This is a genomic window from Pontibacter chinhatensis, assembly GCF_900113285.1.
Classification (GTDB): Bacteria; Bacteroidota; Bacteroidia; order Cytophagales; family Hymenobacteraceae; genus Pontibacter; species Pontibacter chinhatensis.
Map to the genome: position 1 here is coordinate 354,463 of NZ_FOOT01000003.1, position 26,341 is coordinate 380,803.

Below are 26,341 nucleotides of genomic sequence, written 5' to 3' on the forward strand. Positions count from 1 at the left end.
GCTATACTTTACGCGTTTAGTTTATGGATCAGTTCACGAACGGCTTCCTCCTTGCTGGCAGCCACAGCGTCTACCAGTTTGCCGTCTTTGAAGATGGCGAAGTAAGGCAGGTTGGTTACATTGGCCAACTTGCGGGCCTCCGGGCTGGTTTCGGCGTTCACATCCACAAAAGCCACGCCGGCAAAAGCCTCGTCGTCAGACAGGCGCTTGAACTTAGGCGAGAACAGGCGGCAGCTGCCACACCAATCGGCATAGTATTTCACCACCACTTTCTGGTTAGAGTTCAGTACTTCGTTAAAATCGTTGTCAGTTGCTACAATAACAGCCATATTTTTTCTTTTTATGGTTTGCTTGATCTAATGCTATCTTTAGTTAAACTACTGTCAAAAGTAAATGTTTCAGCCGAGACTAGGGCAATAGTTCCGATAGATTTAATTGATTCGATTATAGTTTGTGTCTATAAGTATGCGCTGCAAGTTCTGTTGCGCGCCCTGAAACTATAGCCGCGCCTTTAAAGTTATAAGCATAGGAAAAAGCACGGGCGGCAGAATTATACTTATATGGCAATAGGGATAATTAAATCTATAGGTCAATTTCGTATCTTTGCAGCCTAAAACCAGAATAACACGATGTTAGATAAGTTAGAAGCCATCAACCAGCGTTTTGAGGAAGTAAGTCAGCTGCTCATCCAGCCGGATGTGGCCAGCGACATGAAGAAATTTAAGGCGCTGAATAAAGAGTATAAAGATCTGGACAAGATCGTAACCGAGTATAAAAAGTATAAAAACATCCTCAGCAACATCGACAACGCCAAGCAGGTGATTGCCACAGAGAAGGATGAGGACTTCCGGGAGATGGCCAAGGAAGAGCTGGACGAGTTGCTTCCGCAGCGCGACGCGATGGAAGAGACGCTGAAAGAGCTCCTGATCCCGAAAGACCCGAACGACAGCAAGGACATCATCATGGAGATCCGTGCTGGTGCCGGTGGCGACGAGGCCTCTATCTTTGCCGGTGACCTGTTCCGCATGTACAGCCGTTTTGCCGAGAAGCACGGCTGGAAAATGGAGCTGATGGACGCGACCGAAGGTACCTCGGGAGGTTACAAAGAAATCATCGTGGGTGTGTCTGGCGAGGACGTGTACGGCAAGCTGAAGTTCGAATCCGGCGTGCACCGCGTACAGCGCGTGCCGGCCACCGAAACGCAGGGCCGTATCCATACTTCCGTGGCCTCGGTGGTGGTGCTGCCGGAGGCGGAGGAGTTCGACGTGGAGATCGACATGAACGACGTGCGCAAGGACCTTTTCTGTTCCTCAGGCCCGGGTGGTCAGTCGGTAAACACGACCTATTCTGCCGTTCGTTTAACGCACATCCCGACGGGTATCGTGGCGCAGTGCCAGGACCAGAAGTCGCAGCTTAAAAACTTTGACAAGGCGTTGGCGGTACTTCGTTCACGTATTTACGAGGTGGAACTGGCTAAGAAAAACGAAGCCGAAGGTGCCCAGCGCAAGAGCATGGTGGGCGGCGGCGACCGTTCCGATAAAATCCGCACCTACAACTACCCGCAGGGCCGCGTAACTGACCACCGCATCGGCTACACCGTATACAACCTGCCTGCCGTAATGGACGGCGGTATCGACGACTTTGTAGAAGAGCTGCGTATTGCCGAAAACGCCGAGCGACTGAAAGAAGGCGCCACAGCCGAATAAGTAAGTATAAAAGCATAAATTAAGGGATGTAGTGAAGCAAGTATGGCGGCGCTGCATCCTTTTTTTGTGCTATATAGGTTTTGCCTCTCAGGATTGCTAAATTCAGCAGTCAATCTTTAACCAACTATTCCGTACTTCATGAACAAACTTTTACTCCTTTGCTTTACCGCCTGCCTTTTTATCATTTCTCCCAAAGCACAGGGTCAGGCCTACATGGATGCCATCGCCGATGAGACCTGCAGCTGCATCAACGAGCTTATGAACAGCGGAGAAAAACAAAATCTGGAGATGCGCCTTGGCTTTTGCATGCTAAAGGCTGCGGGCCCTTACGAGAAGCAACTTAAAAAAGACTATAACATCGATCTTTCAAAGATAGGAAGCCAGGGAGAAGAAATGGGGGAAGCCATCGGTGAGGCGCTTGGTGTTAAAATAGCAACACGGTGCCCCGACACGTTTATGGCGCTGGCAAGCATGTTGGAGCAGGGTAACGCAACTACTCCTGCCATAGAGGAAAAGCGCTTTGAGGGAACAGTAACAAGTATAAGCGACCAGCAGTTTATAGTGTTTACGGTGAAGGATGCCAGCGGCAAGGCTGCCAGCTTTTACTGGCTTTCATTTTTTGCCTCTGACATGAACCTGAGCAGTAACTACAAGGGCGTAAAAGACAAAAAAGTGCAGGTGGGATACCGGGAGGAAGAATTTTTTGACCCGCGCATCAACGAGTATAAAAAATTTAACGTGATAACCTCTCTCAAATCGCTTAACTAAGCGGCTTTTATACTTTCAACAAAGAACAACGAATAGCTATACTTGAGATACCTGCTTGCCATACTGCCCCTGTTGCTGCTGCTGTCGGTGTTCGGCTGCGAGCCGAAGGATGAGGTAATTACCACCGACCCGAACGCGGTCCTGCGGTTTTCGGCAGACACGCTGCTGTTTGACACCGTGTTCGTGAGCAGAGGCAGCATTACCAAGCGCCTGAAAGTATACAACCGCAACGAGAAAGCTGTGCGCATCAGCCAGGTGACCCTGGCGGGAGCAGGAAACTCGCCTTACCAGCTGACCATCAACGGGGTGCAGGCGCCGCTGGCCAACAACCTGGAGCTGCGGGGCGGCGACAGCCTGTACGTGCTCGTGAAAGCCAACATCAACCCCACCGACGAGAACCAGCCATTTTTGGTAGCCGATTCCATCCTTTTCACCACTAACGGGCAGCAGCAGAACGTGAAGCTGGTGGCTTATGGGCAGAACGCCTACTTCCACCGAAAAGGCCGCATCGGCACCACCACCTGGGCCAGCGATAAACCCCACGTGCTGCTCGACTCAGTTTTGGTAGAAGAGGGCGCGGTCCTAACGATAGACCCTGGCGCGCGCATTTACGGCGCTAACAAGTCGGTGCTGCTGGTGGCAGGGCAGCTGCAGGTGCAGGGCACGCCACAGGAGCGGGTGTACTTTAGCGGGTACCGCCGCGAGGAAGGCTACCGCACCCTGCCGGGCCAGTGGGAAGGTATCCGTATTCTGGCAACCAGCGCGGGCAACCAAATAAAGTATGCCGACATCAAAAATACGGTGTATGGCCTGCGTATCGGTAATCCGGGCAAGACGGGCACACTGATAGAAGGAAGCATCGTGGCGCACGCGCTGCTGGGCGGCGTGGTGGCCTTTACCTCGGAGGTGCAGTTGGTGAACACGCTGATCTATAACTGCGGGCAGTACGGCTTCGGCGGGCTGGGCGGCGGCAAGTATGAGCTGCTCTATACCACCATCGCCAGTTACCAGAACCCGCTGCAGCGCGAAACGCCTTTGCTGGCCGTGACCGATTTTATACCTGAAACCGATATTAAAGACCAGCCTGCCTCGCTGCGCCTGGTGAACTCCATCGTGTACTCGGATGGGTACAGCACCGTAAACGAGGTACTGGTGGAGCCTGCCACCGCTGCTACCGAGGTAAGCCACAGCTTGCTGCGCACGCAGATGTATAGGGAACTTTTGGAGGGTAAAGGCAACCTGCTGAACACCGAGCCAAAGTTTAAAGCCCCCACTAAGTATGACTTCAGCCTCGACACCCTCTCCCCTGCCAGCGGTGCTGCCAAAGTGCTCTCAACCATTCGTCATGATATAAAAGGAACCCCTCGCAGCACCACCCGTCCCGACATAGGCGCGTATGAGCGAACAGTTGATTAATTTTGAATGAGTGGATGAGTGATTGAGTGAATAGAATTTGCTGTAAGTTTTAGCGTATACTTATACTTGCACATACAGAACAGCCATTCAGAAAGAATGAAAGGCTAAGGTCATCACACCAAAAAAACACTCACTCATTCAAGCATCCACTCATTCACTCATTGTAAAAATATGTGGTTTCAGAAAGAGATAAGATTGCCCGCCGTTAAACGCGGGTTTCATTTGATAACAGACCTGTTGGTGGCGCAGCTGCCGGAGTTAGAGGAAATAGAAGTAGGTCTGGCGCATGTCTTCATCAAGCATACCTCCGCCAGCCTTACCATAAACGAAGACGCGGACCCCACCGTGCGGCAGGACTTTGAGAGCCACTTTAACCACCTAGTGCCTGAAAACCAGCCTTACTACCGCCATACTTTAGAAGGCCCCGACGACATGCCCGCGCACCTGAAAGCTGCCCTGTTGGGCACTTCCGTAACCATTCCTATAAAAAACGGGGAGCTGAACATGGGCACCTGGCAAGGCATTTACCTCTGCGAGCACCGCGACCATGCCTCCAAAAGAACCGTGGTGGTAACGCTGCAGGGAAAAGGCAGGGGTGTTTAGTTATTGGTTGTTAGTTATTCGTTATTAGGGGGAATTGGGGAAGTATAGAGAAGAGGCTCGTCCAGTTAGAGGAGTATACAGCAAGTATGCTTCTTTTATACTTTAGGATATTTCCCTAACAGCTACTAACCAATAACTAACAACTACCTTACTATACCTACTCTCCTAACCTCAGTCCCATTGGAGCTGAGGATGCGCAGGAAGTATACTCCGGGGGGCAGGTAGCGCACATCGAACTGCAGGGTACGCTTACTTGTTTCAGCGGAGAGCACGGTTTTGCCCACGCTGTTTACCAGTTCCACCTGCCGCACAAGTATGCGCGCGGGTTGCTCGATGTATAAAAAGTCAGCAGCTGGGTTCGGGTAAACGGTCAGATCGCTGACGGTCACGTGCACAAAGTCTTCTTTCACTTCCGTGTCGCTGGTGCTGCCGTTGCTTACCGTTAGTTTCACGTTATACTTGCCGGGCCGAGGGTAGGTAACCGTGGGGTTCTCCAGCGTGGATGTTGCCGGTACGCCGCCCTCAAACTCCCAACGCCACGCTGTTGCCCGCACTCCTTCGGGGGCTGCGGCAAAGGCTATACTTTCTCCGGCCACCACCAGCGTGTCGGCCTGCTCAGAAAAACCAAAATCAGAGCGGATGGAAGCGGTGCAAGCCAACGACTGAAGCAACCCGCTGCGGCTGGTGCTAATCACAGCCTCCATGTAGGCGGCTTGCCCGTGGGTGAAGAGGTTCATGCAGGCATCGTGGCTGTAATCCATGTAGTTCTGGTACATGTTGCCGTAAGGACCATTGTCGCAGGAAAGCTCGATGCCGCCGCTGCAGGCCGTAGTATAGGTTTGCTGGTTGGGCGTGTCGCTGATGCCGTCGGAGTCTGAGCAGCTATCCTCCTCCTCGCCCCAGATGTGGCTAAGGCCTAGCCAGTGGCCTACCTCGTGCGTGGCCGTGCGGCCCAGGTTATAAGGCGAGTCGAATTTGTTGACAGGCGCGGCACCCACGGCCGTATAGTGCAGCACTACCCCGTCGAGGTGCGGCAGTGTAGTTCCGGGCGGGCTGGCATACCCCAGCACCTTGTCCTTGATATTTCCCACCCAGATGTTCAGGTAGCGGTTGGTATCCCAGGCATCCACGCCGCCGTTGTCGGCCTTCTTGATGTAATCAAACGCGTAATCGAACTCACTGCGGTAGGTTTGGGTGCGGGTGATGCCGGTGGTGGGGTCGCCGTTGGGATCCAGGGTGGCCAGGCAGAATTCGATGCGCGTATCGGCGGCATAGGGTGCAAAGTGGGCGGGGGTGTTCACGGCATCTGCGTTGCGCCTTCTGAAGTCGGCATTCAGTACCTCTAGTTGTGAGAGGACCTGCTCATCGGAGATGTTCTCTGCCTCGCCGTTATACACCACATGAAACACTACCGGAATGGGGATGGTGGTCACGGCACGGAGGTTTTGCCATCCGCTTTGCTGCTGCTGTAGCCTTTCCTGCACGGCCTGCTGCATCTGCTGTTGCTGCTGCTCCAGTGCCGGATTCAGCTTTTTCTGATGCTCCAGGTATGCCGTGGTGGCGCAGTTGCGCGTGCCGGGCTGCGCCTGCTGGGCTAGGCCGGAAAGAGCAATACAAAGCCAAAGTGCAGCCGTGAGAGCAACGGTACGCATATGTAGAGGGTAAGGGGTTATAGTCCAGACTTGGCGTGCCTGAAGTATAGCAAGATAAGGAAAATCAGGAGAGTGTGGTACGGGAAAAGGCGCTTATACTTCTAAAGGTTGGCTTTCACCTCATAGCGAAGCGAGTCCCCGAAAATCATCTTCTGCACCCCCAGCACACTATACCCGGAAAGATCGCCGGTTTGAGGGTCGGCGTGTAGCTCGATGGTGCGGCGCGAGAAAAAGATAATATTCTGATCCTGCAGGCTGGCGTTGAGTTGCCTTAGTTTTCCATCGGGGCCGAGGACGAGGCGCAGAAAGTGCACCTGAGGCTCAGCGTCCTCTCGTTTGGTATAGGCTACGGCCACAGAGCCGTCTTCCAGTTGCTGTTCCTGCCGGGTATAGTACTCCTGCATGGACGGACGGCTCAGGTCAGCCTCCTCAAACACGGCCAGTTCGTCCTCCCAGTCCACATCCATGGTTTCTACTACCTCCGGCTCCCTGCCCTGCGTCGCCACCGACTTCAGGACCATCGGCTTGTCGGCCTCCAGCTTCTGGCGCTGCCCCTGCAGGTAAGAGGTAAGGTTAAAAGTAGCCTTCCCCGCCTCAATGGCAGCAGGCGGGGAAGGCCGCTCACAGGATGCCAGGGCCAGTAAAAGGCCTATCAGAAAGAGAGGTTTATACTTGGCCACAGGCATGTGATGTTAATGGTTGATCAGGGATTCGCCGGTCATTTCCTCCGGTTTTTGCAGGTGCATCAGCTCCAGTATGGTTGGGGCGATGTCTCCGAGCTTGCCCGGGTGCAGCGTGCCCTTAAAGTCGTTGCTTACCAGCACACACGGTACCAGGTTGGTGGTATGGGCTGTGTTGGGCGTGCCGTCCGGGTTAATCATCATGTCGGCGTTTCCGTGGTCGGCAATTACAATGGTGTCGTAGCCGTTTTCCAGCGCGGTAGAGATAACCTTGGCCGCGCACTCGTCCACTACCTCGCAAGCCTTTACGGCAGCCTCAAACACGCCCGTGTGTCCTACCATGTCCGGGTTGGCAAAGTTAAGGCAAACGAAGTCAGCGCTACGCTGCTCCAGTTCCGGCACAATGGCGTCGCGTATGTCGTAGGCGCTCATTTCCGGCATCAGGTCGTAAGTGGCTACCTTGGGCGAAGGGCGCATGATGCGGCTCTCGCCCTCAAACTGCACCTCGCGCCCACCTGAGAAGAAGAAGGTAACGTGCGGGTACTTCTCTGTTTCGGCAATGCGGATCTGCTTCTTACCGGCTTTGGCGAGTACCTCCCCTAGCGTGTTGTTGAGGTTATCCTTCTCAAAGATGGCCTCTGTTTTCAGAAAGGTGTCGTCATAGTTGGTCATCATCACGTAGTGCAGGTCCAGCTTGTGCATGTCGTGCTCCGGAAAGTCGCGCTGCGTGAGGGCCTGCGTGATTTCGCGGCCACGGTCGGTACGGAAGTTAAAGCAAATCACCACGTCGCCGTCCTTGATGGTGGCAATAGGCTCCTGGCGGTCATTCACCTTCACAATCGGCTTGATGAACTCATCGGTGACGCCGGCATTGTAAGAGTCGAGCATCGATTTGATGAGGTTTTGCGACGGTTCACCTTTGCCCTTCACCATCAGGTCGTAAGCCAGCTTGATGCGCTCCCAGCGGTTGTCGCGGTCCATGGCGTAGTAGCGGCCCACGATAGAGGCGATGGTACCGGAGGCATGCTCCAGGTGTTCCTCCAGCTCGTTAATGAACTTCACACCGCTTTTAGGGTCGGTGTCGCGACCGTCTGTAAAGGCATGAATGTATACTTCGTGCAGCTCATAGTCGTAGGCCACCGTGCACAGCGCCTTCAGGTGGTTGATGTGCGAGTGCACCCCGCCGTCGGATACAAGACCAATCAGGTGTACCGCCTTTTTGTTTTCCTTGGCATAGGCAAATGCGCGGGCAACGGCCGGCATGGAAGCTAGCTTGCGCTCCGCAATGGCCTTGTTGATGCGCACCAGGTCCTGGTACACCACGCGCCCGGCGCCGATGTTCATGTGTCCCACCTCTGAGTTGCCCATTTGCCCATCCGGCAACCCAACAGCCTCGCCGGAGGCTTGCAGGGTGGTATGGGGGTATTTCTCAAAAATAGAGTCGATGAAAGGCGTTTTGGCTTTATCTATGGCCGAGGCCGCCAGATCGGTGGCAATGCCCCACCCATCTAAAATCACTAAGAGTACCTTCTTGTCCATGGTGCAAATATAGCTAATATCTTTAAAGCTACAGGCTCGATTTAAGTGGCTTTGCCCTTTGCCTTAACTGTGTGTACCCTCTTAAAAGTATACGCAAGGCCAGGCAACAATGCTTTCTTTATCAGGATAATCCTTTTATATTAGAGTCTCTGAAATTCTTTGTTACTTGGCATAGTTTTGGCTCATGCAAGGGCAAGTATGACAACAGCATTTATGAAAAACTTTAGACACCTCACAGTTGCCTTCTCGGTTTTGTTAGTAACAATTTTTATGATGACGGGGCAGGCCGTGGCGCAGGGCGATGCGATGGGCAGCGTGAAGCAGGCGATGAAGGCGGGATCAGCCAAAGACCTCTCCAGAAACTTTGGCAGCATGGTGGAGATTACCCTCGACGGGGCTGAGGCCACCAGCTACAGCAGTACACAGGCAGAGTTTGTGATGAAGAACTTCTTTGCCAAGAACGCTCCCGTGGACTTCAGCGTGAACCATAACGGCACATCTGACAAGGGGCAGTTGTACGCCATCGGCACCTATTCCTCCAAGGGCGGCTCCTATACGGTGCTGATACGGATGAAGGCCTCCGGCGGTAAATACCTCATCCACTCGATGAACTTTATCAAAGATTAACGCCATATTACACAGATTTTTACAAAGGCACGGGTTTATACCGCGCCTTTTTTTATTTTTGCACCGTGAAACCGACATACCTCACCGAAAAAAGTATAAACGAGTTCATTGCCAGGGCGCTGGCTGAGGACGTAGGCGATGGAGACCACTCCTCGCTGGCGGCCATACCTGCCGATGCGCAGAACCAGGCGCGCCTGCTCGTGAAGGGCGATGGCATCCTGGCTGGCGTAGAATTGGCCGGCTACATCTTCCGGGCCGTGGACCCAGGCCTGCAGCTGGACGTGCTGATGCACGACGGTGACCGGATGAAGTATGGCGATGTGGCGTTTACCGTGAAAGGCAAGGCGCAAAGTATACTTACCGCCGAGCGCCTGGTGCTCAACTGCATGCAGCGCATGAGCGGGATTGCCACTTACACCAACTATATGGCCAGCTTGATAGAAGGTACCGGGGCTAGGCTGCTGGATACCCGCAAGACCACCCCTAACTTCCGGATAATGGAGAAGTGGGCCGTGGTGATTGGGGGCGGCCATAACCACCGCTTCGGCCTCTACGACATGATCATGCTGAAGGACAACCACGTGGACTATGCCGGCGGCGTGCGCGAGGCCATCACAGCCACCCAAAAGTACCTGCAGGAGAAAGGCAAAGACCTGAGGATTGAGGTAGAGACACGCAATTTGCAGGAGGTGCAGGAGGCGCTGGACACAGGCGGCATCCACCGCATTATGCTGGACAACATGACGCCCGACACCATGCGCCAGGCCGTGGCCATGATTGGCGGAAAGTATGAAGTGGAGGCTTCCGGCGGCATTACGGAGGAAACCATACGTGCCGTGGCCGAGTGCGGCGTAGACTATATTTCGGTGGGCGCCCTCACGCACTCCAACAGAAGTATAGATTTGAGCCTGAAGGCGTTTTAGCTCCGGCACTAAGTATACTACAAAGTTTCGCGCTGCAGGCGCAGGGAAAGAAGAAGACGATTTTACATTTATAGTATTTATGCAGCAACCAAATCAAAGAGGCCGCCGGATGGCGCAGGGCCCGAACCCTCTCGCTATCCGAACGAAGAAGTACCAGCAGGATAAAAATGATTACACCCGAATGGCGCTGGTGCAGGCCTGGGGCAAAACATGGTGGCACGCGCTCATTCCGCTGGTGCTGTTCCTGTTGCCGGCCGTATTCAGTTTCTCGTGGTGGTGGGTAGCTGGGGCTATCATCATAACGCTGCTGTTTGTGCTGCTGCGGTCTGCGCAGGTCATGAGCGTGACGCAGGTGGAGCAGGGCAGTCCGCTGTTCGAGAAGCTAACCTATGAGGTAGACCAACGCCAGATCCTGCTGCGCCGCAACGAGCGCGAGGGCATGGCCTTAACCTGGGATATGATCGAGCGGGCCCAGAAAAAGAACGAAGGCTACATGCTGTGGCTGCAGCCGCCAAACGATGCCCAGTTGCCGAGCGGCTGGAAAGGCTGGGTGGCGCGTACGTTTCAGGTGCCGGTGTTTATTCACATGCCATTCCGTATCTTTAACAGCCCCAACGACCTGAAGCTGATGGATAGCTACCTGCGCCGCAAAAACCTGATATCCTAGCAGTGCTATAACCCGGGTTAAGCCCTTTACCGTAAAGTGTTCAAAAATAACGTCTTATCTGCAAGGTGGCAGGTGAAGGCTTTTGTAGAAAGTATAAAAACGTACAAGAAATGAATAAGAACGTAACAGCAGTATTTGCCGCCGTATGCGGTTTGTTTATGGCTTCCTGCGGTACTCCGTCTGACCTGAGACCGGGCGAGAAAGTTTCTACAGACATTGTAGAGCCAGGAACACGTAAAACATTCAACGTGTCTGATGCCGGTACTATCGAGGGGGATGCCGTTGTAGACCAGGCAAAGAAAGATGAGGTAATGCCAAACCACGATCAGGGTGCCAATACCCTCCAGGCTGGCGACAGCGTGCGTGAAGAAGCAGAGACCAACACAGAGGCAGGTGCTGTAAAACGATAAGCAAGCAAACTTCAAAAGCCTGCCGCTGCATCAGCAGCGGCAGGCTTTTTTTTTGCCCTTATGGCAGCCATAGGGCTGTATACTTAGATGTCTATACTTCAACTTTAAATATTTCACCTATATTTGCAACATAATTGCTTTTAGCCCCCGACATGGCAGCACAACAGGAACCTGAAGCCTGGTTTAGCACCTGGTTCGACTCACCATACTATCACATCCTCTACCAGCACCGCGATATGCAGGAGGCGCAGCTGTTTATGGACAGGCTACTGGCTTACCTGCACCCGAAACCACACGAGCGGATATTGGACTTAGCCTGCGGCAAGGGGCGCTACTCGCGTTACCTGAGCCAACAGGGCTACGATGTAACAGGCATCGACCTGTCGGAGCAAAGTATAAACTACGCGAAGCAGTACGAGAACGAGCGGCTGCACTTTGCCCGCCACGACATGCGGGAGGTGTTCAGGCCCAATGGCTTTGACTTTATCCTGAACCTGTTTACCAGCTTCGGTTACTTTGAAACGGACACGGAGAACGTGGTGGCGCTACATGCCACGGCAGAAAGCCTTCAACCCGGCGGCAAGCTGGTAATCGACTTCATGAACACAGAAAAAGTAATCAATGAACTGGTGGCCGAAGAGGAGAAGCAGGTAGGGGGAATAAACTTTAAGATAACGCGCGGCGTAGAGAATGGCTTTATTGTAAAGCATATTCGCTTCAGCGATAAGGGACAGGATTATACTTATGTAGAGCGGGTGAGGGCGCTGCGGGAGAAGGACTTTCTGGAGTACTTCGGCATGGTGCAGCTCCGTTTGGTGGATACCTTTGGTGACTATGAACTGCGCCCATACAATCAGGAAAAAAGCGACAGAATGATATTTGTGCTCAAAAAATAGCGCGCCCTGTATGATCATTGCTATACTTGTGCTCTTCTTTACGGTGGTATTATCCGGGTTTCTGGTAAAGATCTTCCCCCCTACCAATATCCGGTGGCTTAAAATGGCGCTGGCCTTCAGCGGAGCCTACCTTTTCACCATCACCATCATCCACCTGCTGCCTGATGCGCTGCTTAACAGCCACGACAGCCCTTACCGTGTCGGCTATTGGGTGCTGGCGGGTTTTTTCCTGCAGCTGGTGCTGGAGCTGTTCTCGCACGGTGTGGAGCACGGACACATTCACCACCACCATGGCCGCACCGACTCCATGCCGATCCTGCTGCTGGGCTCTTTGTTTGTGCACTCTTTTCTGGAGGGAAGTATACTGGTAAGCAATGGTGGGCACGGGCACAGCCACGGGCATGCGCACGAGGCAGATAGCTTTTACATGGTGCTGGTGGGGATTACGCTGCACCACATACCGGCCGCCTTTGCCCTGATGTCGGTGCTGATGTCGCGGTTGGAGAACTTCAGGAAGGCGTTTCTGTGGTTGCTTATCTTTGCGATTGGCTCGCCGCTGGGGATTATTGTCAGCAACACGCTGCTGTCGCAGGAGGCCACGGATGGCCTGGTGTTTACAGCGCTAACGGGCCTGGTGGCAGGTAACTTCCTGCATATTTCCACCACCATCCTTTTCGAAACCAGTCCCGACCACCACTTTAACCGCAACAAGCTTATCGCTACCCTGCTGGGGCTTGTGCTGGCCCTGCTGAGCGACTTTATATAGGCAGCGGAAGTATAGGGAAGTATAAAAAAGAAGGCCGGAGATCTCCCCCGGCCCCAACTCACCTTAATACATGCAGCATTTCTGCTGCACAAACCGTAATAGTCTTCTTTTTTGAGTTTAGACAGAGGGCCTGGGCAAAGGTTTAATGCCGGTGCTAATTTTTTGTTAGAGCTGATTTTGGTTGCAGGAAGTTATGGCTGTACAGGTGCAGCGGTATAAGTACACCGAGGCTTCTATCAAATCAACCAGGAAAATTGGTAAGAGAATGGTGCTCTTGCAAAACAGGCGAAAACGCTGCTGCTAAAGCAAATTACATAACGGTGGAGAGCAGCGTGGCAATAAGCGCTTTGATAGTCACTACCACCGCACTCGTGCCTGTTGCTGCGTCAGACTCCTCATCCTCAGGCGTGAAGGCATTGCGGAAATAAGCCAAAGGGCTTTCCAGTACTTCTGCGTCCAGTACAGACTTGTCTCGAGGCTTGGAGCTTGCAGGTTTTTTAGGAGTTTCTGCGGTGCTTTTTTTGTCTATTGCGCTTGGCTGCGGCTGGGTTTGCTGCTCTGCCGTAACAACAGGGGTAGTGGCGGCACCATTGTGCGTGTCTTCCGCATAGGCTTGGGTGGCGGGCATGACAAGCATGCACAGCAGCAGGATGGCTGCCATCGGTAAAAACTCGCGCACTTTTTCCCAAGATTTACTCATGCACAAATGTAAGCAGAAATCCTATATGCAACAAGTATAAATGCTATTGTTTTAGAGAAAAATCAATAACACAGGGTGAGTATATATGCTTGATGGTGTGTGCGTTACTGTGGTCGTGCCAGGTGGCTGGTTACCTGGTTTTGCTGCGCTTTATCACCTCCAGCTTTACGGGCACCACGCCGCTGTTCATCATGCCAATGCGCCTGGCGGCCGCCTCTGATAGATCCACAATGCGGCCACGCACAAAGGGACCTCTGTCGGTAATCTCCACGCGCACTGATTTGTTGTTTTGCAGGTTGGTGACCTCTACATGGGTGCCGAAAGGGAGCCTCCTGTGGGCAGCAGTTAGTTTGCTGCGCCTGTAGGTCTCGCCGTTGGCCATTTTGCGGCCCTGGAACTTGCGGGCGTAGTATGAGGCCTTTCCTTTCTCGGTATAGCCTTTCTCGCCAAAGTTGGAGGCGGTGGTGGCACAGGAACTGAGGCAAAGCGCCACAGCAACTGCAGCCAGCGTGCTTTTAGCGGCACGGGAAAGTATGGATAAGGGTGATGCGGGTAAAGATAGAAACATGATAGTGGTACTAAAACTATAGGGTTAACGGCTAACCTGCTCCAGGAATTGCCTGATGTGTTGGCTCAGGTCCGGAATGGATAGTGTCTCGAACGGGTGGCGGGTATTGGGCAGCACCTGCAGCCGTGCATCAGGAAGCAGGCGGTAAGCCCACAGCGTCTCCTCTACCGTTACCATATTGTCGCGGTCGCCTACGGCAACCTGCACCGGCAGCTGCAGTTGCGGCAGCGTGTCGGGTGTCAGGAGGGGGCTTTGGCCCAGCGCGCGCATCATACTAGCCGTCTGGCGCATAACCTGCTTCCAGTCCTGTGGGGCGTGGCGCTGCGCCAGGGTGGCCGCAAAGGCCGGCACCTTCTCCTCCACCCGCTCCGGCTCCAGCACCCTGGTTTCCTTCTCTGCCGCCTCCACCGACCAGGAGAATTTGGTTGCCAAAGTATAAATGCTGCGGATGCGCTCAGGTTGCTCCAGTGCCAGGCTAAGGGCCGCGTAGCCGCCCATGCTATAGCCAAAAATGTGGGTCTGCTCTAGCTGCTGCTCCTCCAGAAACTGCCGTATGTCCTGCACAAAACGCTGCATCGAGAAGGACTCCTGCGGCAGGGGCCTGCCTCCGTGGCCGGAAAAATCGAGCGTATACACGTTGTAGCTGCGCTGCAGCGCTTCTTTCAGCGGAGCCAGCATAGCAGCCGAGCCAAGGGCGCCGTGCAAGAGTAACAGGTTCTCCATAGGGGCAAAATTTGATAAAGTATGGAAGGTGCCTCCCCAAAAATACAAAAATAGCCTTTCCCATCCCCCTTAAAAGTATAAATTGCCGCTAACATACTAGCCATAGCAACGATGATGATAGAAAACCTGCAGGAGTTGTGCAAGCAGCTGCCTGGCGTAACCGAAAGTATAAAATGGGGCCACGACCTTTGCTTTTGCGTGGCCGAGAAGATGTTTCTGGTAGTAGGGCTTGACAAAACACCCACCTCAGCCTCTTTCAAGGTGGACAAGGAGGAGTTTGAGGAGATGTGCAACCGCCCCGGCTTTATCCCGGCGCCCTACATGGCCCGCTACAAATGGGTGATGGTGGACGACCTGAACCGGATGCAGGCGCAGGAATGGGAACAGCGCGTGAGAAAATCGTATGACCTGATTGCCGGAAAGCTGCCGAAGAAAGTGCGGAAGGAAATTGGCCTGGAAGTATAAAGTATAAATCCGGGGCTCCCTCGAGTCCCGGATTTATACTTTACTGCTGTAGCTGGTAGTTGTATACTTCGATGGCCTGCGTCAGCTTGTCTTTCTGGAACAGGTTTACCACCAGTTGCACCCCCAGCACACCCGCGCCGGCGTACACCAGCGGGCTTACTTTCAGGTTGGTGTTGCCGTAGGCGTCCTGCTGCGAGTTGTTTATCGTTTTCACGGCGCCCACAGCCAGCAACCCTGCCCCAAGTATGGACACGCCTGTGTTAACTACCTTATCGCGCTTGTGGCGCTGCAGCAGCACCATGCTCGAGGCATTGTCTGCCAAGGCCGCCTCCAGGTTGTCGTAGTTGAGGTGGTAGAGCGGACCATTGTCCTTGGAGAAGAAGTAGATGCGCTTGCGGCTGGTACGGGGCATGCCGTATCCGTAGCCATACCCATAGCCGAATGGGGAGTAGCCGTAGCCGCCGTCGTAGTAGGTGCGGGTGGTGTAGTACCGGTCGATGCGCGGGCCGTCGGTGAGGCGCTTGGCAAAGGAGTTGAAGCTGTTGCCAGCCTCCACGCGGGCGTAGAAGCCATCCTCGTTCTGAAACACGTTTACCATACTTGGGTTAAACTTCAGCGAGTCGTCGAGCAGGAAGTGGCTTGACTTGAACAGGGGCGATTTATACTGCAGCTTGTTGGCGTGGAAGATGCGCCCGTCCTGCAACTGCACGTAGTAGCGGCCCTGTCCGTACTCTGTCTGGCCGTAGGCGGTGTAGCCCAGCAGCAGGCAAAGTATAAGCGATAAAAGGTTTTGCTTCTTTATCATAGGTGAAAGTATAACTCAGGTTAAAACAGGAAAAAGAGCATGACAAGCATGCCCAGCAGCGCCAGGTAAACCCAGCGCATCAGGTGCTGCCGGTGCTTACTCGGCACCGTGTTGCTTACCACCATAACGGCTCCCAGCAAGCAAAGCAGGTACAGAAGTATAAACGTAACTGCCTTTACCCAGTTAGGCACAATCGTGTTTTCGGGCTGCAACTGGTTGCTCATGCCTAACCCCGACAAAAGCCACTGCAGGCCAAAAAACACCACTGCCTCAAAGATAACAAAGTATAACAGCCAGTTTAGCCAGGCGTGTTTGCCGCTGCTCATGCGTTTTCCATGCTTTAAGTATAATGTTCCCTTTCCGGGAAAGCCACTAAGCGTGGTGAGCGGCACCTCTGCTATACAAACGAAAACAGGCAGCAGCCTGGTATAAAGGCTTTTCCTGCTTTGGCCGCCTCAGGCCTACTGCTCCCGGTTCACAAGTCGCTCATCACCAAGCTAAACCTACGCATTTTTCAGCTTCATCGAAAGTACCAGTCCCGCTAGCAGCTTGGTTTGGACCGGGCGCTTCTCCCGGAAAAATAATAAAAATAAAAAAGTATATAAGTATAGCAGTTTGTCTTTTCTTTGGCCTGTTTTTTGTATCGTTTTAAGTGAGAAACAGTTATGGCCATAGTAGCCAGATAAGCTATTTAACAGGTTGAACGATAGTGGCTGAGGTGTAAATAGTTGTTTATCAGATGTGTACTAAAAGTAGAATTTGCTTGTACTGCAGCAGGATTTTGAAACAAAACTAAGTACAGGTAACGTTTAAAACAGCAAGGAGATTGTAGGGATATGAGATTAATACGGAATGTGAAATTAGATAAGTATAAGTTCTTTACTAGTGAAGACACTAGAAAGATATTTAGCGTAGCTTACGAAGACCTGACTACAGTAATTTATTACCAGGATACGAACAACAATTTTAAACTGGTAGTGGCGAAGGGCGATGACCCTCCGATACTTATTGAGAAAGGTATTACGAGGGCTGAGGCCTTCAGATTAATGAATACCCGTCCCTAACCCGGACGGGTTTTTTTATCTTATTTTATCCAATGCGCCTGAAAAACAAATACTATAAAATCGCCTTCTGGGGCTTTGTGCTGAGCCTGCTGCTGCAGCTGATTTTGTTCATTGCCTTCGACCCCTACCTGGCCGCTGTGGTGTCGCCTTTTTACCCGGTATGGTTTATACTTTTTGTGGTAGGCTGGCGCAAAGAGCACCCGCGCCGGTAAGCCTGGCCTAGTTGCACTGTGCCGGGCGGCAACGGTGGTAAATTAAAGAAGTTGCTCGTTATCAAGTATACTTGCTGCCTTGCCGGGCACCTTTTGCGGCTTTTTATACTTATTAAGGAAGTATAGCCAAAGAGGAAAGCATGGACAAGACGCAACAGAAGATAATGGCCGATGAGAACTATGTGCAGCACATGTTTCTGCGCGTGGTAAACGATGACATGGAATGTGTGCTGAATATAGCCGGCCACCCCTACCGCCTCCGGGAGCTTATCTTTATGATGATAGAGAACGGCTGCAGCGTGGAGAAAACCGACTCCGATGGGTTCAATACGTTTGACTACGACGAGGAGACGGTGGAGGTGCACGACTTTCTAACCTCTATCATCAAAGCCAAGCACAGGCAGTAGCGCCCCGGGCAGGTATAAAGTATAAAGGCTACCGCCAATGGGTAGCCTTTATACTTTACAGTTGTTTAATTTTTATCTCGCGGGGCTTGTTGATGTCCTCAAAGTATGGCAGCCTTACCTGCAGCTGGCCATCTTCGTGCACGGCCTCAATGCGGCTCAGGTCAACCTGCGGCGGCAGTATGAATGTTCTGTTAAACAAGGGAGCCGCCATTTCCGGATTCTCCGGGTTGTGAAGAACTGAGAACACAGTGAGCTGGTTTTGGTGCAGCACCACTTTAAATAACTCCGGGCTCACGCCCGCTGCCCATACGTTAATAACTGCGCCTCTTTTATACTTTTTAATATCCACGTACGTCTCGCTTACGCCTCCGCCAATGGTGTTCAGCAGGTTTATCTGGTGTGCGATATTTCGTAAAAACTCTTTATCCTTTATCAATTTCATCTCTTTCTCCATCATAGTTTTCACTTTGTGTTTTGCAAACGTGATGCCAGTTTCCATTTAAGTCATTTGTGCCCTTTTACCTATTGTTATGGTGTCAAAATGGCTCTAATCAAGTGCTTAGACGCTTAGTGGGGTGCCATGCTGTCACTTTTAGGAGGGAGCTTTTCATGCTGAAAACTCAGGCTGATCAAAGGCAAAATAATGGGTTTGGGATTGTTTCCAATTTTTGGAAGGAAACTCTTTGTTTGGCCTTGGTTTTCCATAAATGGGATTCAGGGTATCTGTTTTGCACTTAATCAAAAAAAATCTTCATCAAGTTTATGGCATACGCATACTTTTCGATTTATCTGTAACACATTGTATAACAGCACACTTATGAAATAGCACATAGGAAAAATACGGCTATTGTTATATTGTATTATCGAGGATAGGTATAAGCATTCTGGTGCTGGCATAATTGTTTCACTGAAGATGGGCAGACGAAACAAAGTATAGTACCATGAAATCACTTTACACCCTTATCATTGCCATCCTGCTGCTGTCTTCTTCTACTCAGGCGCAGCACGTACTGCTTTCAGAGAATTTTAGCAACTCCTCTCAGGCCAATGTAGTGCCGTCCGCGGCCGGAGCCTGGGTTACGAGAGACGGAGCACTTTATACCCGCCAGCATAGCGGAAACGAGACACCGGCCCTGATACGTGCTAACGTGGCAAAACCCGTAAGCGCGCTTGACGCAGACCTGCGCGTGCGCTGGACCGGCTTCCGCGAAGCAAACGGCGGCCTGATGCAGCAATTCGACAGCGAAGTTTTTCTCTGCTATAAGATTGGAAGCAATGGGGTGGTGCGTAAGATAAAGGTGGACGCAGCCAACATGCTCAATACCGCGGTTAACAACGAGGTAACCATCCCTTTGTCTGATAACTACCAAAATGTACACATCTACTTCGAAACGACAACTGCGAAGGGATACTCTTACCGCATAGACAACCTGGAGATTCTGGCATTCCCGAACATGTTTAAGTGGAGCATGCGAACCCTGGGCGAAAACCCGTTTGTAGTCTCTGCCCCTAAAGCGGCTACGGCTTATCTTCTAAACGAGGCCACTATGTCGTGGACGATGACCAAGGAAAGCAGCGTAACGCATGAGACAGTTGCCGTGAGCAACACCCAGCACCCAAGAACAAGCCAGTCGTTCTCCATCGTGCAGGCCGGCGCCTCTAAAACAGAAGGAACCCACATCAAGATACAGTTCAGCGCCATGATGGCCGATGTTTCTTTTAACATCCTGGACATAGACAGAACCATGACCACAAACCAGTTCAAAGACAGCGTGGTGGTAACCGGCGTGAACAATGCGGGCAAGGTAGTGCTGGCCACGAACAGCTTCGTGCGTAACGCCGCCAACACCGCTTTTAACCCTAAAGCCAGCTCTTTTGTGGGCCTCAATGATGTAAACAACAGCACCGATCAGGGTGATGTGACGGTGGTATTCGCGGAGGAGATAAAAGAGATTAACATCAGCTACTACAACCAGGGCCGTGATAAGGGCCGACAGGCTATCTCGATAGGCAACTTTAACGGTTACCAAACGGCAAGCCCGCTGCCAGTGGAGCTGGCCTGGTTTAAAGGTGCCATGCAGGGAAACACCACCCAACTTACCTGGTCAACGGCATCGGAGGTAAACAACGAGAAGTTTGTAGTGGAGCGCAGCCAGGACGGCAGAAGCTTTAGCAGAATCGGTGAAGTAGCGGGCAGGGGCAACAGCAGCGAAACAGTAGCCTACGCCTTCACGGATGCAAACCCCGCTTCGGGCACCAACTACTACCGCCTGCGCCAGGTAGATTTTGACGGAGCCGAGAAGTTCTCTAAAATAGTAGCCGTACAGTTTAAGGGCAAGTATGGCCTCAGCGGTGGCATGGCAAAAGTATACCCTACCCTGGCGGCCAGCGAGGTAAACGTTAGCCTTGACCTGAGCAATGCCCAGGTGGCTGTGCTTGATGCTTCAGGCCGTCAATTGTCGCAGCACAGCGTTGCCGGGCAGAGCCTGGTGCTGCCGGTTACCCATCTGCAGCCAGGTTTATACTTCGTGAAAGTATACAACGGACAGCAGCAGGAGACGCATCGCTTCGTGAAGCAATAGCCGCCCTACCAGATTTTTTACTTTGTTCGTCTGCAGCCCCCTCGCCTTTTTTTTAAGGTGTGGGGGTTTTGCTTTTTTGAAACTTTCTAAGTTAAATAGTGCTATTTTTGATAACTATCTTGGGCGCGCCCCGTATTTTTCACCATTGGTTGCAATTCTAAGGCGGGGAGCCCAATGTTACTGCCTGGTTATCTACGCGGGCTCTACAGACTGCCTCTTCTACTTCAGCTATATCATGTAGGTGGCAGACTGCAATCCTCTGGTACCACAGTTCCCTTTATTTTCTTTCAGTGCTGTAGTTTATACTTTGCATTTTATGTTTAACCTATACTTTAGGAATACCCATGTTAGTCTCTACTATGATAAGGAACTGCGCCTGGGGAAAGCCGTTTGGAGAGGCCATGTGCAGGGGGCTGAGTTTCGGGAGGCAGGGTTGCTTTGCCTGGATTTGGTTGACCGGCATGAGCTGCGGGGATGGCTTGGGGACAACCGCAAGATGAACTCCATTGAGCCGGCAGACTTGCAATGGACCCTGGATGTGTTTGTTCCGCAGGCGGTGGCCAGCCCTTTACTCCGTATGGCCAACCTGCCCTCTGAGTTTGAACAGAACCGCGAGGCTGTGGCCATGATGATTGAGAAGAAGAACCAACTGAATGAGCAGCTGCTCGTCCGTGATTTTGATACTGAGGAAGAGGCTATGGCTTGGCTGATGGAGCTGTAGATCCTCCCTGCTCAGGTTTATTGCACTGTTTTGTTTCGGTTCGTGGCTTTCCTTTGCTACCTTTGTAGCCGAAATAATTAGTAGTATGCCTATTACATACTTCCAGAACCACGTCGTTACCATTACCTACGACGAAAACCTGCAGCTGGGAGCAGCAGTCTGGAATGGGTTTTTAAGTAGTACAGAGTTTAAGGAGGCTTCCGAAACATGCCTTCGTCTGATAGAAGATCACAAGCCCCTGCGATGGCTGGGCGATAACCGCCGGCTGCGGGTTATCCGACAGGCCGATCAAGATTGGTTTGCAGAGCACATCACCCCACGCCTTGCAGCAAGTTCTCTTCGTCGTAACGCTATCCTTCTCTCTGAAGACCTCTTTAACAGAATGGCTGTGGATCAGATCGTAAAGCGCGCCACCAGCCTGGGCAACATGGAGGTGATGGAGTTTGATAAGCGGGAGGAGGCCATGGCCTGGCTTCTCGAGCCAATTCACTCTCTGGAGCAAGGTTAGAACCCCGCCCCATACTTAAGCACAATCACACTGATGGTTTCGATTGGCCCCTCTGTAGACGAGGAGGTCGTTTGATTATACTTTTAAAGGCTCTGTAGGAAGGAGTACGTAAATGCAGTTATACTTTAAAAACAACTTTCTCTCGCTGTCCTACGACAGGCAGTTGCGGCTCGGAGTGGCGCAGTGGAGGGGGCGGTTGCAGGGAGCAGAGTTAAGGGAAGCCTACTTACTTTGCCTGGAGATGATACACCGGTTCTCGCTGGCCCGCTGGCTGGCAGACGACCGGGAGATGGGGGCTGTATGCCCGGAGGACCTGGATTGGAGCCTGCAAGTTTACATACCGCGCATAGCCAATAGCCCTTTGCTGCGTATGGCGCGCCTGCCTTCCAAGTCCGAAGAAAACCTGGAGGCAATTGGCATAATGATAGACAAAGGCCATAGCTATGACCTGCAGATGGCGTTCCGGGACTTCACCAGCAAGGAAGAAGCCATGGCCTGGCTAATGGAGCCATTGTCAAATTAAAAAGCTGCCCCTCGCTTTTTCTCTCCCCTTATCCGCTAGTCTAATACGTCTATTCCCTTCTTTGGTCAGCCTCAGCTTTGTTTATGGCGTACTACTAACCAAACAAACCCATAAACTATGAAAAAAACACTGTTATGCCTGACCTGTGCCTTAGCTTTGGTTTTCAGTGCCTGTGATAATATGAGCACGAAAACCGAAGCAACACATAACGAAGCCTCGGAAGCTACTGCTGATACTGCTGTTGCTTTTGAGAACGAAAATTCCCCTGACTCTGCTGCAGACGGGTCCATAGTTGACGTAGATGCCAGTGGAGATGCTGACTGGAACAACATTGACATGAACCTGCCGAATCTGGACTGGCCTGAGTTTAAAGGCAGCGACGTGGAGGTGCGTGGTAACAATAGATACAGCGTGTATTCAGTTGGAGAGGATGTACTGTTTGATACCGACAAAGCGGAGATTAGAAAAGGTGCGGAGGAAAATCTGAGAAAGATCAGCTCTTCTATTGCACAGCGCTACAAAGATGGGCAGGTACGCGTCTATGGCTATACAGACGCTCAGGGCAGCGCCGGCTATAACAAAGACCTGGCCGAGAAACGCGCTGAGGCGGTAAAGAACTGGTTGCAGAAGAACGGCAACATCGCTGCTTCTCGTATTTCAGTTCACCCTGTTGGAGAAGCCAAGCCCACAGCTTCTAACGAAACCGCAAAAGGCCGCCAGCAAAACCGCCGTGTCGAGATCGTGGTACGGAACAGCTAAGCAAGTATAAAGTATAGCGTAGCAAAAAGGCTCCCGAAGTATACTTCAGGAGCCTTTTTGCTTTGTGTTCTTGCTGATGTTAATTAAAGAGAGTACTCTTTTTACCTCTGTGCAGCTGGTGTTCCTTCTGCCGTTGTTGGTGTGTTCACCAACAATCACTTTAAACTTGCAAAATGTAGCTGCTTATACTCTCCTTGATGCAGAGATAAGGCTATCTGAGGGTGTGAGAGTCGCGGTCTCGTAGCTACTGTTAAGCTGTTGGTAAAATACCAACAACGGCAGATAAAGACCTCGCAAAGCCCAGTAGTCTGTGGGGTTACTAATTGATAGGGCTCTTCAGTAATGTCTCCTGATGTGTCTGGATAAGAAATGAAGCTACCGAGCCAGCAAGGTTTACAGCTAACTCGGAATGTCTCTTCCCTACTTTATATCCACCTTTTGGCTGACCATGAGCATCGCTTAGCTCATTTCGTAAGGATGCAAAGCCATGAATTGTTGTCTGGACTCCACTGAGAATCTGTTTTAAAATACTTTCGTTGTGGAGCTGTGGAGCAAGGTTTAAGCATCGTGCAGTGGTCTTAAAGAGCTTTGGTAAGTCAAAGCTATCATCATATTCAATGTCTCTTTCTCTGAGTATTTGTTTGCAGACCGATTCAATCAGGGATCTTGCCGCAGTGATAGCACCATCAGGATCAGTCTCTCTTCTATCAAGGGCCTTGCTCCATAAGTGATGAACAGTATCACAATCAAACTTTTCTACTGAATTACCTATCACACTGTCATGCAGGTACACTCTGTCGCCTTCCAAATAAGCGAGAAGAGGCTCAAATTCCTCTCTAATATAATCTCGCCTTTCTGCATATGTGCCAAATCGGCGCTTAATGTATGGCCAGAAATCACTTAGGACTCTACAAGAAACTACAAACTCCGGAAGTAAAGCCTTAGTAAAACTGTTAGCTACAAATTCGTTTCGCAGGTTCTTGTAATCCTCCCCATCTTCTTTTTTATCTTCTCCAGTGGCGAACCTAGTTAGAAGCATTCGCAAATTCATTGCTTTATTAAATATGTCGGTTTGCATAAAGCTCTGTTAAACACCTTTACTAAAAGTATAAGCAACAGTATTCCATCCGCTGGCAGGGCGCCAGCAGTAACATGGAGTGTGTAAGAGGTAGGAAAAAGAAGAAGGAGGGCAGTGTGCCCTCCTTCTTTAGTTATTTACGATCCGCAAGCTTCGCAAGCGTCTGGGTTATCTAGCGAGCAAGCCATATCGCTGCGGTTTTGGTCTTGTTGGTTATACACCGGCGAAAGGGTTTCGGCGGCTTGTTTCTCTACCGTAAACTTGATGGCGTCCACGGCAGACTTGGTGCGCAGGTAGTACATACCTGTTTTCAGGCCGCGCTTCCAGGCGTGGAAATGCATCGAGGTCAGCTTGCCGAAGTTCACGTTCTGCACGTGCAGGTTCAGCGACTGGCTCTGGCAGATGTAGGCACCGCGGTCAGCACTCATGTCGATTACGGCACGCTGGCTGATCTCCCATACAGTTTTGTACAGATCCTTGATGTTCTGCGGGATGTTCGGGATTTCCTGGATGGAGCCGTTGGCTGCAATGATATCATTCTTCATCTTATCGTTCCAGATGCCCAGAGCGATCAGGTCGCGCAGCAGGTGCTTGTTCACCACCATAAACTCGCCAGACAGTACGCGGCGCAGGTAGATGTTGGAAGTATAAGGCTCAAACGACTCGTTGTTGCCTAAGATCTGCGCAGTAGAGGCGGTAGGCATTGGTGCTACCAGCAGCGAGTTACGCACGCCGTGCTTCACCACATCCTGGCGCAGGCTATCCCAATCCCAACGGCCGCTCTCTGGTGTTACGCCCCACAGGTCGAACTGGAACTTGCCTTCCGACAGCGGAGAACCTTTGAAGGTCTCGTATGGTCCGTGCTTCTTCGCCAGGTCCTTAGAAGCGGTCATGGCTGCGAAGTAGATCGTCTCGAAGATATCTTTGTTCAGCCCGCGTGCCTCCTCGCTCTCGAACGGCATGCGCAGGTGAATAAAGGTATCGGCCAGGCCCTGCACACCCAGGCCAATCGGGCGGTGGCGCAGGTTAGAGTTCTGAGCCTCTGGTACCGGGTAATAGTTGATGTCGATAACCTTGTTCAGGTTAACCGTGGCATGGTAGGTTACATCAAACAGCTTCTGGTGATCAAAGGTCTTGTTGCCGTGCTCATCCTCTTTTACAAAGCGAGGCAGCGCCAGCGAGGCCAGGTTACACACGGCAATCTCGTCCTTGCTGGTGTACTCCATAATCTCGGTGCACAGGTTCGAGCTCTTGATGGTGCCCAGGTTCTGCTGGTTAGACTTACGGTTGGCGTGGTCTTTATACAGCATGTACGGCGTACCTGTCTCAATCTGAGACTCCAGGATGTGGAACCACAGGTCCTGTGCTTTCACGGTTTTGCGGGCGCGTCCCTCGCGCTCATACTTCTCGTAGAGGCGCTCAAAGTCCTTACCCCAGCACTCGCCCAGGCCCGGTGCTTCGTTCGGGCAGAACAGGCTCCAGTCGCCGTTCTCCTCCACGCGCTTCATAAACAGGTCTGGCGTCCAGAGGGCATAGAACAGGTCGCGGGCGCGGTTTTCCTCTTTACCGTGGTTCTTCTTCAGCTCCAGGAAATCGAAGATATCGGCATGCCATGGCTCCAGGTAAATCGCGAAGGCACCTTTGCGCTTGCCACCGCCCTGGTCCACGTAGCGGGCCGTGTCGTTAAACACCTTCAGCATCGGGATGATGCCGTTGGAAGTGCCGTTGGTGCCTTTGATATAAGAACCTGTGGCACGCACGTTGTGGATGCTCAGGCCAATGCCGCCGGCGCTCTGCGAAATCTGCGCGCACTGCTTCAGGGTGTCATAGATGCCCGGAATGCTGTCGTCCTGCATGGTGAGCAGGAAGCATGAGGAGAGCTGCGGCTTCGGCGTGCCGGCGTTAAATAATGTTGGGGTGGCGTGCGTAAACCACTTCTCGGACATGAGGTTATAAGTCTCAATGGCAGATTCGATGTCCTCCTTGTGGATACCCACGGCCACACGCATCAACATATGCTGCGGGCGCTCCACAATCTTGCCGTCCAGGCGAAGCAGGTAAGAGCGCTCCAGGGTCTTATACCCGAAGTAGTCGTAGTTGTAGTCCCGGTCGTAAATGATGGTGGAATCGAGCAGGGCGGCGTGCTTGCGGATGATCTCATACACATCCTTGGCGATCAGCGAAGCGTTCTCACCGGTTTTAGGGTCTGTGTAAGTATACAGGCGCTTCATGGTGTTGGAGAACGACTTGCTCGTAACCTTGTGCAGGTTAGAGATCGCAATGCGTGCAGCCAGCACAGCATAGTCCGGGTGCTTGGTGGTAAGCGAGGCAGCTGTCTCAGCGGCCAGGTTGTCCAGCTCCACGGTGGTCACGCCATCGTAAATGCCGTCAATCACCTTCTTGGCCACCTCAATCGGCGACACATAGTCCATGTGCAGCCCATAGCATAGCTTCTCGATTCGTGCGGTAATCTTGTCGAATTTGACGGACTCGCGTCTGCCGTCGCGTTTAACTACTAACATAGCGTATACAATTAGCGGGTGTCAAATGCCCGGGTGGTTAAAAAATATACA

General features: G+C 52.1%; 31 protein-coding genes. 18 read left to right on the forward strand and 13 right to left on the reverse strand.

All coding sequences use genetic code 11. The features are described 5' to 3' along the window. Window positions 1-8 precede the first annotated feature (8 nt). Window positions 9-329 (reverse strand): thioredoxin family protein, encoded by a 321-nt coding sequence (locus BM040_RS10720; protein WP_092100972.1) that lies wholly within the window; start codon window positions 327-329, stop codon window positions 9-11. Between the two features lie 300 nt (window positions 330-629). On the opposite strand from BM040_RS10720, the gene prfA reads away from it, so the two are divergent. Next, entirely contained in the window at window positions 630-1,706 is a 1,077-nt protein-coding gene (gene prfA / locus BM040_RS10725; protein ID WP_092100974.1) for a peptide chain release factor 1, read from the forward strand. A gap of 138 nt (window positions 1,707-1,844) precedes the next feature. Beyond that, window positions 1,845-2,474, forward strand: coding sequence for a hypothetical protein (locus tag BM040_RS10730; RefSeq protein ID WP_092100976.1), 630 nt, complete (start codon window positions 1,845-1,847; stop codon window positions 2,472-2,474). Here BM040_RS10730 and BM040_RS22185 read toward each other — a convergent pair. After that, window positions 2,471-2,680, reverse strand: coding sequence for a hypothetical protein (locus BM040_RS22185; RefSeq protein WP_449421140.1), 210 nt, complete (start codon window positions 2,678-2,680; stop codon window positions 2,471-2,473). The two genes, BM040_RS10730 and BM040_RS22185, sit on opposite strands and share 4 nt — an antisense overlap. Before the next feature lie 202 nt (window positions 2,681-2,882). Between BM040_RS22185 and BM040_RS10735 the strand changes: the two genes are divergently transcribed. Together BM040_RS10735 and BM040_RS10740 are read left to right on the forward strand one after the other, a co-directional pair. Beyond that, on the forward strand, window positions 2,883-3,890 hold the full coding sequence (locus BM040_RS10735) for a hypothetical protein (RefSeq protein WP_449421141.1): 1,008 nt from the start codon (window positions 2,883-2,885) through the stop codon (window positions 3,888-3,890). A gap of 171 nt (window positions 3,891-4,061) precedes the next feature. Continuing rightward, the gene (locus BM040_RS10740) at window positions 4,062-4,493 is read left to right on the forward strand and encodes a secondary thiamine-phosphate synthase enzyme YjbQ (protein ID WP_092100979.1); all 432 of its coding nucleotides are present in this window, start codon (window positions 4,062-4,064) and stop codon (window positions 4,491-4,493) included. 143 nt (window positions 4,494-4,636) lie between these two features. On the opposite strand, the gene BM040_RS10745 is transcribed toward BM040_RS10740, so the two are convergent. The 3 genes from BM040_RS10745 to gpmI all read right to left on the reverse strand — a co-directional run bounded on the left by BM040_RS10745 (window position 4,637) and on the right by gpmI (window position 8,364). Continuing rightward, window positions 4,637-6,145, reverse strand: a complete 1,509-nt coding sequence (locus BM040_RS10745; protein ID WP_092100981.1) for a M43 family zinc metalloprotease — start codon at window positions 6,143-6,145, stop codon at window positions 4,637-4,639. A gap of 101 nt (window positions 6,146-6,246) precedes the next feature. Further along, window positions 6,247-6,831: a hypothetical protein gene (locus tag BM040_RS10750; RefSeq protein ID WP_092100984.1), complete on the reverse strand. Its 585-nt coding sequence runs from the start codon at window positions 6,829-6,831 to the stop codon at window positions 6,247-6,249. A gap of 6 nt (window positions 6,832-6,837) precedes the next feature. Continuing rightward, on the reverse strand, window positions 6,838-8,364 hold the full coding sequence (gene gpmI / locus BM040_RS10755; RefSeq protein WP_092100986.1) for a 2,3-bisphosphoglycerate-independent phosphoglycerate mutase: 1,527 nt from the start codon (window positions 8,362-8,364) through the stop codon (window positions 6,838-6,840). Between the two features lie 213 nt (window positions 8,365-8,577). On the opposite strand from gpmI, the gene BM040_RS10760 reads away from it, so the two are divergent. From BM040_RS10760 to BM040_RS10785, 6 genes are all read left to right on the forward strand, one after another. Beyond that, entirely contained in the window at window positions 8,578-8,991 is a 414-nt protein-coding gene (locus BM040_RS10760; protein ID WP_092100988.1) for a DUF4783 domain-containing protein, read from the forward strand. A 65-nt stretch (window positions 8,992-9,056) separates the two neighbouring features. Continuing rightward, window positions 9,057-9,914, forward strand: a complete 858-nt coding sequence (gene nadC, locus BM040_RS10765; RefSeq protein ID WP_092100990.1) for a carboxylating nicotinate-nucleotide diphosphorylase — start codon at window positions 9,057-9,059, stop codon at window positions 9,912-9,914. A 79-nt stretch (window positions 9,915-9,993) separates the two neighbouring features. Beyond that, complete coding sequence (locus BM040_RS10770; RefSeq protein WP_245756185.1) at window positions 9,994-10,581, forward strand: hypothetical protein; 588 nt, start codon at window positions 9,994-9,996, stop codon at window positions 10,579-10,581. A 110-nt stretch (window positions 10,582-10,691) separates the two neighbouring features. Then, complete coding sequence (locus tag BM040_RS10775) at window positions 10,692-10,991, forward strand: hypothetical protein (protein ID WP_092100994.1); 300 nt, start codon at window positions 10,692-10,694, stop codon at window positions 10,989-10,991. Window positions 10,992-11,143: 152 nt separating this feature from the next. Next, window positions 11,144-11,887, forward strand: coding sequence for an SAM-dependent methyltransferase (locus BM040_RS10780; protein WP_092100996.1), 744 nt, complete (start codon window positions 11,144-11,146; stop codon window positions 11,885-11,887). Between the two features lie 10 nt (window positions 11,888-11,897). Then, a complete protein-coding gene (locus tag BM040_RS10785) occupies window positions 11,898-12,653 on the forward strand; it encodes a ZIP family metal transporter (RefSeq protein WP_092100998.1) in 756 nt (251 codons plus the stop codon). A 310-nt stretch (window positions 12,654-12,963) separates the two neighbouring features. Here BM040_RS10785 and BM040_RS10790 read toward each other — a convergent pair whose 3' ends face one another. From BM040_RS10790 to BM040_RS10800, 3 genes are all read right to left on the reverse strand, one after another. Further along, window positions 12,964-13,353, reverse strand: coding sequence for a hypothetical protein (locus BM040_RS10790; protein ID WP_092101000.1), 390 nt, complete (start codon window positions 13,351-13,353; stop codon window positions 12,964-12,966). 130 nt (window positions 13,354-13,483) lie between these two features. Continuing rightward, window positions 13,484-13,921 carry a septal ring lytic transglycosylase RlpA family protein gene (locus BM040_RS10795; protein WP_092101001.1) on the reverse strand — a complete coding sequence of 146 codons (438 nt, stop codon included), beginning with the start codon at window positions 13,919-13,921 and terminating at the stop codon, window positions 13,484-13,486. 24 nt (window positions 13,922-13,945) lie between these two features. Continuing rightward, on the reverse strand, window positions 13,946-14,644 hold the full coding sequence (locus BM040_RS10800) for an alpha/beta fold hydrolase (RefSeq protein WP_092101003.1): 699 nt from the start codon (window positions 14,642-14,644) through the stop codon (window positions 13,946-13,948). A 111-nt stretch (window positions 14,645-14,755) separates the two neighbouring features. Here BM040_RS10800 and BM040_RS10805 point away from each other — a divergent pair, with 111 nt between their 5' ends. Beyond that, window positions 14,756-15,109 carry an MmcQ/YjbR family DNA-binding protein gene (locus BM040_RS10805; protein ID WP_092101005.1) on the forward strand — a complete coding sequence of 118 codons (354 nt, stop codon included), beginning with the start codon at window positions 14,756-14,758 and terminating at the stop codon, window positions 15,107-15,109. Window positions 15,110-15,149: 40 nt separating this feature from the next. Here the strand turns inward: BM040_RS10805 and BM040_RS10810 are convergent, their stop codons facing one another. Further along, window positions 15,150-15,914: a hypothetical protein gene (locus BM040_RS10810; protein ID WP_092101007.1), complete on the reverse strand. Its 765-nt coding sequence runs from the start codon at window positions 15,912-15,914 to the stop codon at window positions 15,150-15,152. 20 nt (window positions 15,915-15,934) lie between these two features. Beyond that, window positions 15,935-16,240, reverse strand: a complete 306-nt coding sequence (locus BM040_RS10815; protein ID WP_092101009.1) for a hypothetical protein — start codon at window positions 16,238-16,240, stop codon at window positions 15,935-15,937. A gap of 770 nt (window positions 16,241-17,010) precedes the next feature. On the opposite strand from BM040_RS10815, the gene BM040_RS10825 reads away from it, so the two are divergent. Both BM040_RS10825 and BM040_RS10830 read left to right on the forward strand, forming a co-directional pair. After that, entirely contained in the window at window positions 17,011-17,190 is a 180-nt protein-coding gene (locus tag BM040_RS10825) for a hypothetical protein (RefSeq protein WP_092101013.1), read from the forward strand. A 140-nt stretch (window positions 17,191-17,330) separates the two neighbouring features. Beyond that, complete coding sequence (locus tag BM040_RS10830; RefSeq protein WP_092101015.1) at window positions 17,331-17,597, forward strand: hypothetical protein; 267 nt, start codon at window positions 17,331-17,333, stop codon at window positions 17,595-17,597. 55 nt (window positions 17,598-17,652) lie between these two features. Here BM040_RS10830 and BM040_RS10835 read toward each other — a convergent pair whose 3' ends face one another. Then, the gene (locus BM040_RS10835; RefSeq protein WP_245756186.1) at window positions 17,653-18,054 is read right to left on the reverse strand and encodes an Hsp20/alpha crystallin family protein; all 402 of its coding nucleotides are present in this window, start codon (window positions 18,052-18,054) and stop codon (window positions 17,653-17,655) included. A gap of 484 nt (window positions 18,055-18,538) precedes the next feature. On the opposite strand from BM040_RS10835, the gene BM040_RS10840 reads away from it, so the two are divergent. The 5 genes from BM040_RS10840 (at window position 18,539) to BM040_RS10860 (ending at window position 22,690) form a co-directional block, all read left to right on the forward strand. Beyond that, a complete protein-coding gene (locus tag BM040_RS10840; protein ID WP_092101018.1) occupies window positions 18,539-20,179 on the forward strand; it encodes a T9SS type A sorting domain-containing protein in 1,641 nt (546 codons plus the stop codon). A gap of 316 nt (window positions 20,180-20,495) precedes the next feature. Further along, window positions 20,496-20,900: a hypothetical protein gene (locus tag BM040_RS10845; RefSeq protein ID WP_092101020.1), complete on the forward strand. Its 405-nt coding sequence runs from the start codon at window positions 20,496-20,498 to the stop codon at window positions 20,898-20,900. Between the two features lie 85 nt (window positions 20,901-20,985). Then, a complete protein-coding gene (locus tag BM040_RS10850) occupies window positions 20,986-21,408 on the forward strand; it encodes a SpoIIAA family protein (RefSeq protein WP_092101022.1) in 423 nt (140 codons plus the stop codon). A gap of 112 nt (window positions 21,409-21,520) precedes the next feature. Continuing rightward, a complete protein-coding gene (locus BM040_RS10855; protein ID WP_092101024.1) occupies window positions 21,521-21,931 on the forward strand; it encodes a hypothetical protein in 411 nt (136 codons plus the stop codon). Between the two features lie 180 nt (window positions 21,932-22,111). Next, complete coding sequence (locus tag BM040_RS10860) at window positions 22,112-22,690, forward strand: OmpA family protein (protein ID WP_092101026.1); 579 nt, start codon at window positions 22,112-22,114, stop codon at window positions 22,688-22,690. A 319-nt stretch (window positions 22,691-23,009) separates the two neighbouring features. On the opposite strand, the gene BM040_RS10865 is transcribed toward BM040_RS10860, so the two are convergent. Next, window positions 23,010-23,768, reverse strand: a complete 759-nt coding sequence (locus BM040_RS10865; protein ID WP_217646771.1) for an abortive infection family protein — start codon at window positions 23,766-23,768, stop codon at window positions 23,010-23,012. A gap of 137 nt (window positions 23,769-23,905) precedes the next feature. Further along, window positions 23,906-26,290: a ribonucleoside-diphosphate reductase subunit alpha gene (locus BM040_RS10870; protein WP_092101028.1), complete on the reverse strand. Its 2,385-nt coding sequence runs from the start codon at window positions 26,288-26,290 to the stop codon at window positions 23,906-23,908. Between the last annotated feature and the right edge of the window lie 51 nt (window positions 26,291-26,341).

Bases quoted from the DNA above. Each gene is read 5' to 3' on its own strand.
- BM040_RS10720 (WP_092100972.1), bottom strand. From the start codon at position 329: ATGGCTGTTATTGTAGCAACTGACAACGATTTTAACGAAGTACTGAAC.
- prfA (WP_092100974.1), top strand. From the start codon at position 630: ATGTTAGATAAGTTAGAAGCCATCAACCAGCGTTTTGAGGAAGTAAGT.
- BM040_RS10730 (WP_092100976.1), top strand. From the start codon at position 1,845: ATGAACAAACTTTTACTCCTTTGCTTTACCGCCTGCCTTTTTATCATT.
- BM040_RS10740 (WP_092100979.1), top strand. From the start codon at position 4,062: ATGTGGTTTCAGAAAGAGATAAGATTGCCCGCCGTTAAACGCGGGTTT.
- BM040_RS10745 (WP_092100981.1), bottom strand. From the start codon at position 6,145: ATGCGTACCGTTGCTCTCACGGCTGCACTTTGGCTTTGTATTGCTCTT.
- BM040_RS10750 (WP_092100984.1), bottom strand. From the start codon at position 6,831: ATGCCTGTGGCCAAGTATAAACCTCTCTTTCTGATAGGCCTTTTACTG.
- gpmI (WP_092100986.1), bottom strand. From the start codon at position 8,364: ATGGACAAGAAGGTACTCTTAGTGATTTTAGATGGGTGGGGCATTGCC.
- BM040_RS10760 (WP_092100988.1), top strand. From the start codon at position 8,578: ATGAAAAACTTTAGACACCTCACAGTTGCCTTCTCGGTTTTGTTAGTA.
- BM040_RS10770 (WP_245756185.1), top strand. From the start codon at position 9,994: ATGCAGCAACCAAATCAAAGAGGCCGCCGGATGGCGCAGGGCCCGAAC.
- BM040_RS10775 (WP_092100994.1), top strand. From the start codon at position 10,692: ATGAATAAGAACGTAACAGCAGTATTTGCCGCCGTATGCGGTTTGTTT.
- BM040_RS10780 (WP_092100996.1), top strand. From the start codon at position 11,144: ATGGCAGCACAACAGGAACCTGAAGCCTGGTTTAGCACCTGGTTCGAC.
- BM040_RS10785 (WP_092100998.1), top strand. From the start codon at position 11,898: ATGATCATTGCTATACTTGTGCTCTTCTTTACGGTGGTATTATCCGGG.
- BM040_RS10790 (WP_092101000.1), bottom strand. From the start codon at position 13,353: ATGAGTAAATCTTGGGAAAAAGTGCGCGAGTTTTTACCGATGGCAGCC.
- BM040_RS10795 (WP_092101001.1), bottom strand. From the start codon at position 13,921: ATGTTTCTATCTTTACCCGCATCACCCTTATCCATACTTTCCCGTGCC.
- BM040_RS10800 (WP_092101003.1), bottom strand. From the start codon at position 14,644: ATGGAGAACCTGTTACTCTTGCACGGCGCCCTTGGCTCGGCTGCTATG.
- BM040_RS10805 (WP_092101005.1), top strand. From the start codon at position 14,756: ATGATGATAGAAAACCTGCAGGAGTTGTGCAAGCAGCTGCCTGGCGTA.
- BM040_RS10810 (WP_092101007.1), bottom strand. From the start codon at position 15,914: ATGATAAAGAAGCAAAACCTTTTATCGCTTATACTTTGCCTGCTGCTG.
- BM040_RS10815 (WP_092101009.1), bottom strand. From the start codon at position 16,240: ATGAGCAGCGGCAAACACGCCTGGCTAAACTGGCTGTTATACTTTGTT.
- BM040_RS10825 (WP_092101013.1), top strand. From the start codon at position 17,011: ATGCGCCTGAAAAACAAATACTATAAAATCGCCTTCTGGGGCTTTGTG.
- BM040_RS10830 (WP_092101015.1), top strand. From the start codon at position 17,331: ATGGACAAGACGCAACAGAAGATAATGGCCGATGAGAACTATGTGCAG.
- BM040_RS10835 (WP_245756186.1), bottom strand. From the start codon at position 18,054: ATGATGGAGAAAGAGATGAAATTGATAAAGGATAAAGAGTTTTTACGA.
- BM040_RS10840 (WP_092101018.1), top strand. From the start codon at position 18,539: ATGAAATCACTTTACACCCTTATCATTGCCATCCTGCTGCTGTCTTCT.
- BM040_RS10845 (WP_092101020.1), top strand. From the start codon at position 20,496: ATGTTTAACCTATACTTTAGGAATACCCATGTTAGTCTCTACTATGAT.
- BM040_RS10850 (WP_092101022.1), top strand. From the start codon at position 20,986: ATGCCTATTACATACTTCCAGAACCACGTCGTTACCATTACCTACGAC.
- BM040_RS10855 (WP_092101024.1), top strand. From the start codon at position 21,521: ATGCAGTTATACTTTAAAAACAACTTTCTCTCGCTGTCCTACGACAGG.
- BM040_RS10860 (WP_092101026.1), top strand. From the start codon at position 22,112: ATGAGCACGAAAACCGAAGCAACACATAACGAAGCCTCGGAAGCTACT.
- BM040_RS10865 (WP_217646771.1), bottom strand. From the start codon at position 23,768: ATGCAAACCGACATATTTAATAAAGCAATGAATTTGCGAATGCTTCTA.
- BM040_RS10870 (WP_092101028.1), bottom strand. From the start codon at position 26,290: ATGTTAGTAGTTAAACGCGACGGCAGACGCGAGTCCGTCAAATTCGAC.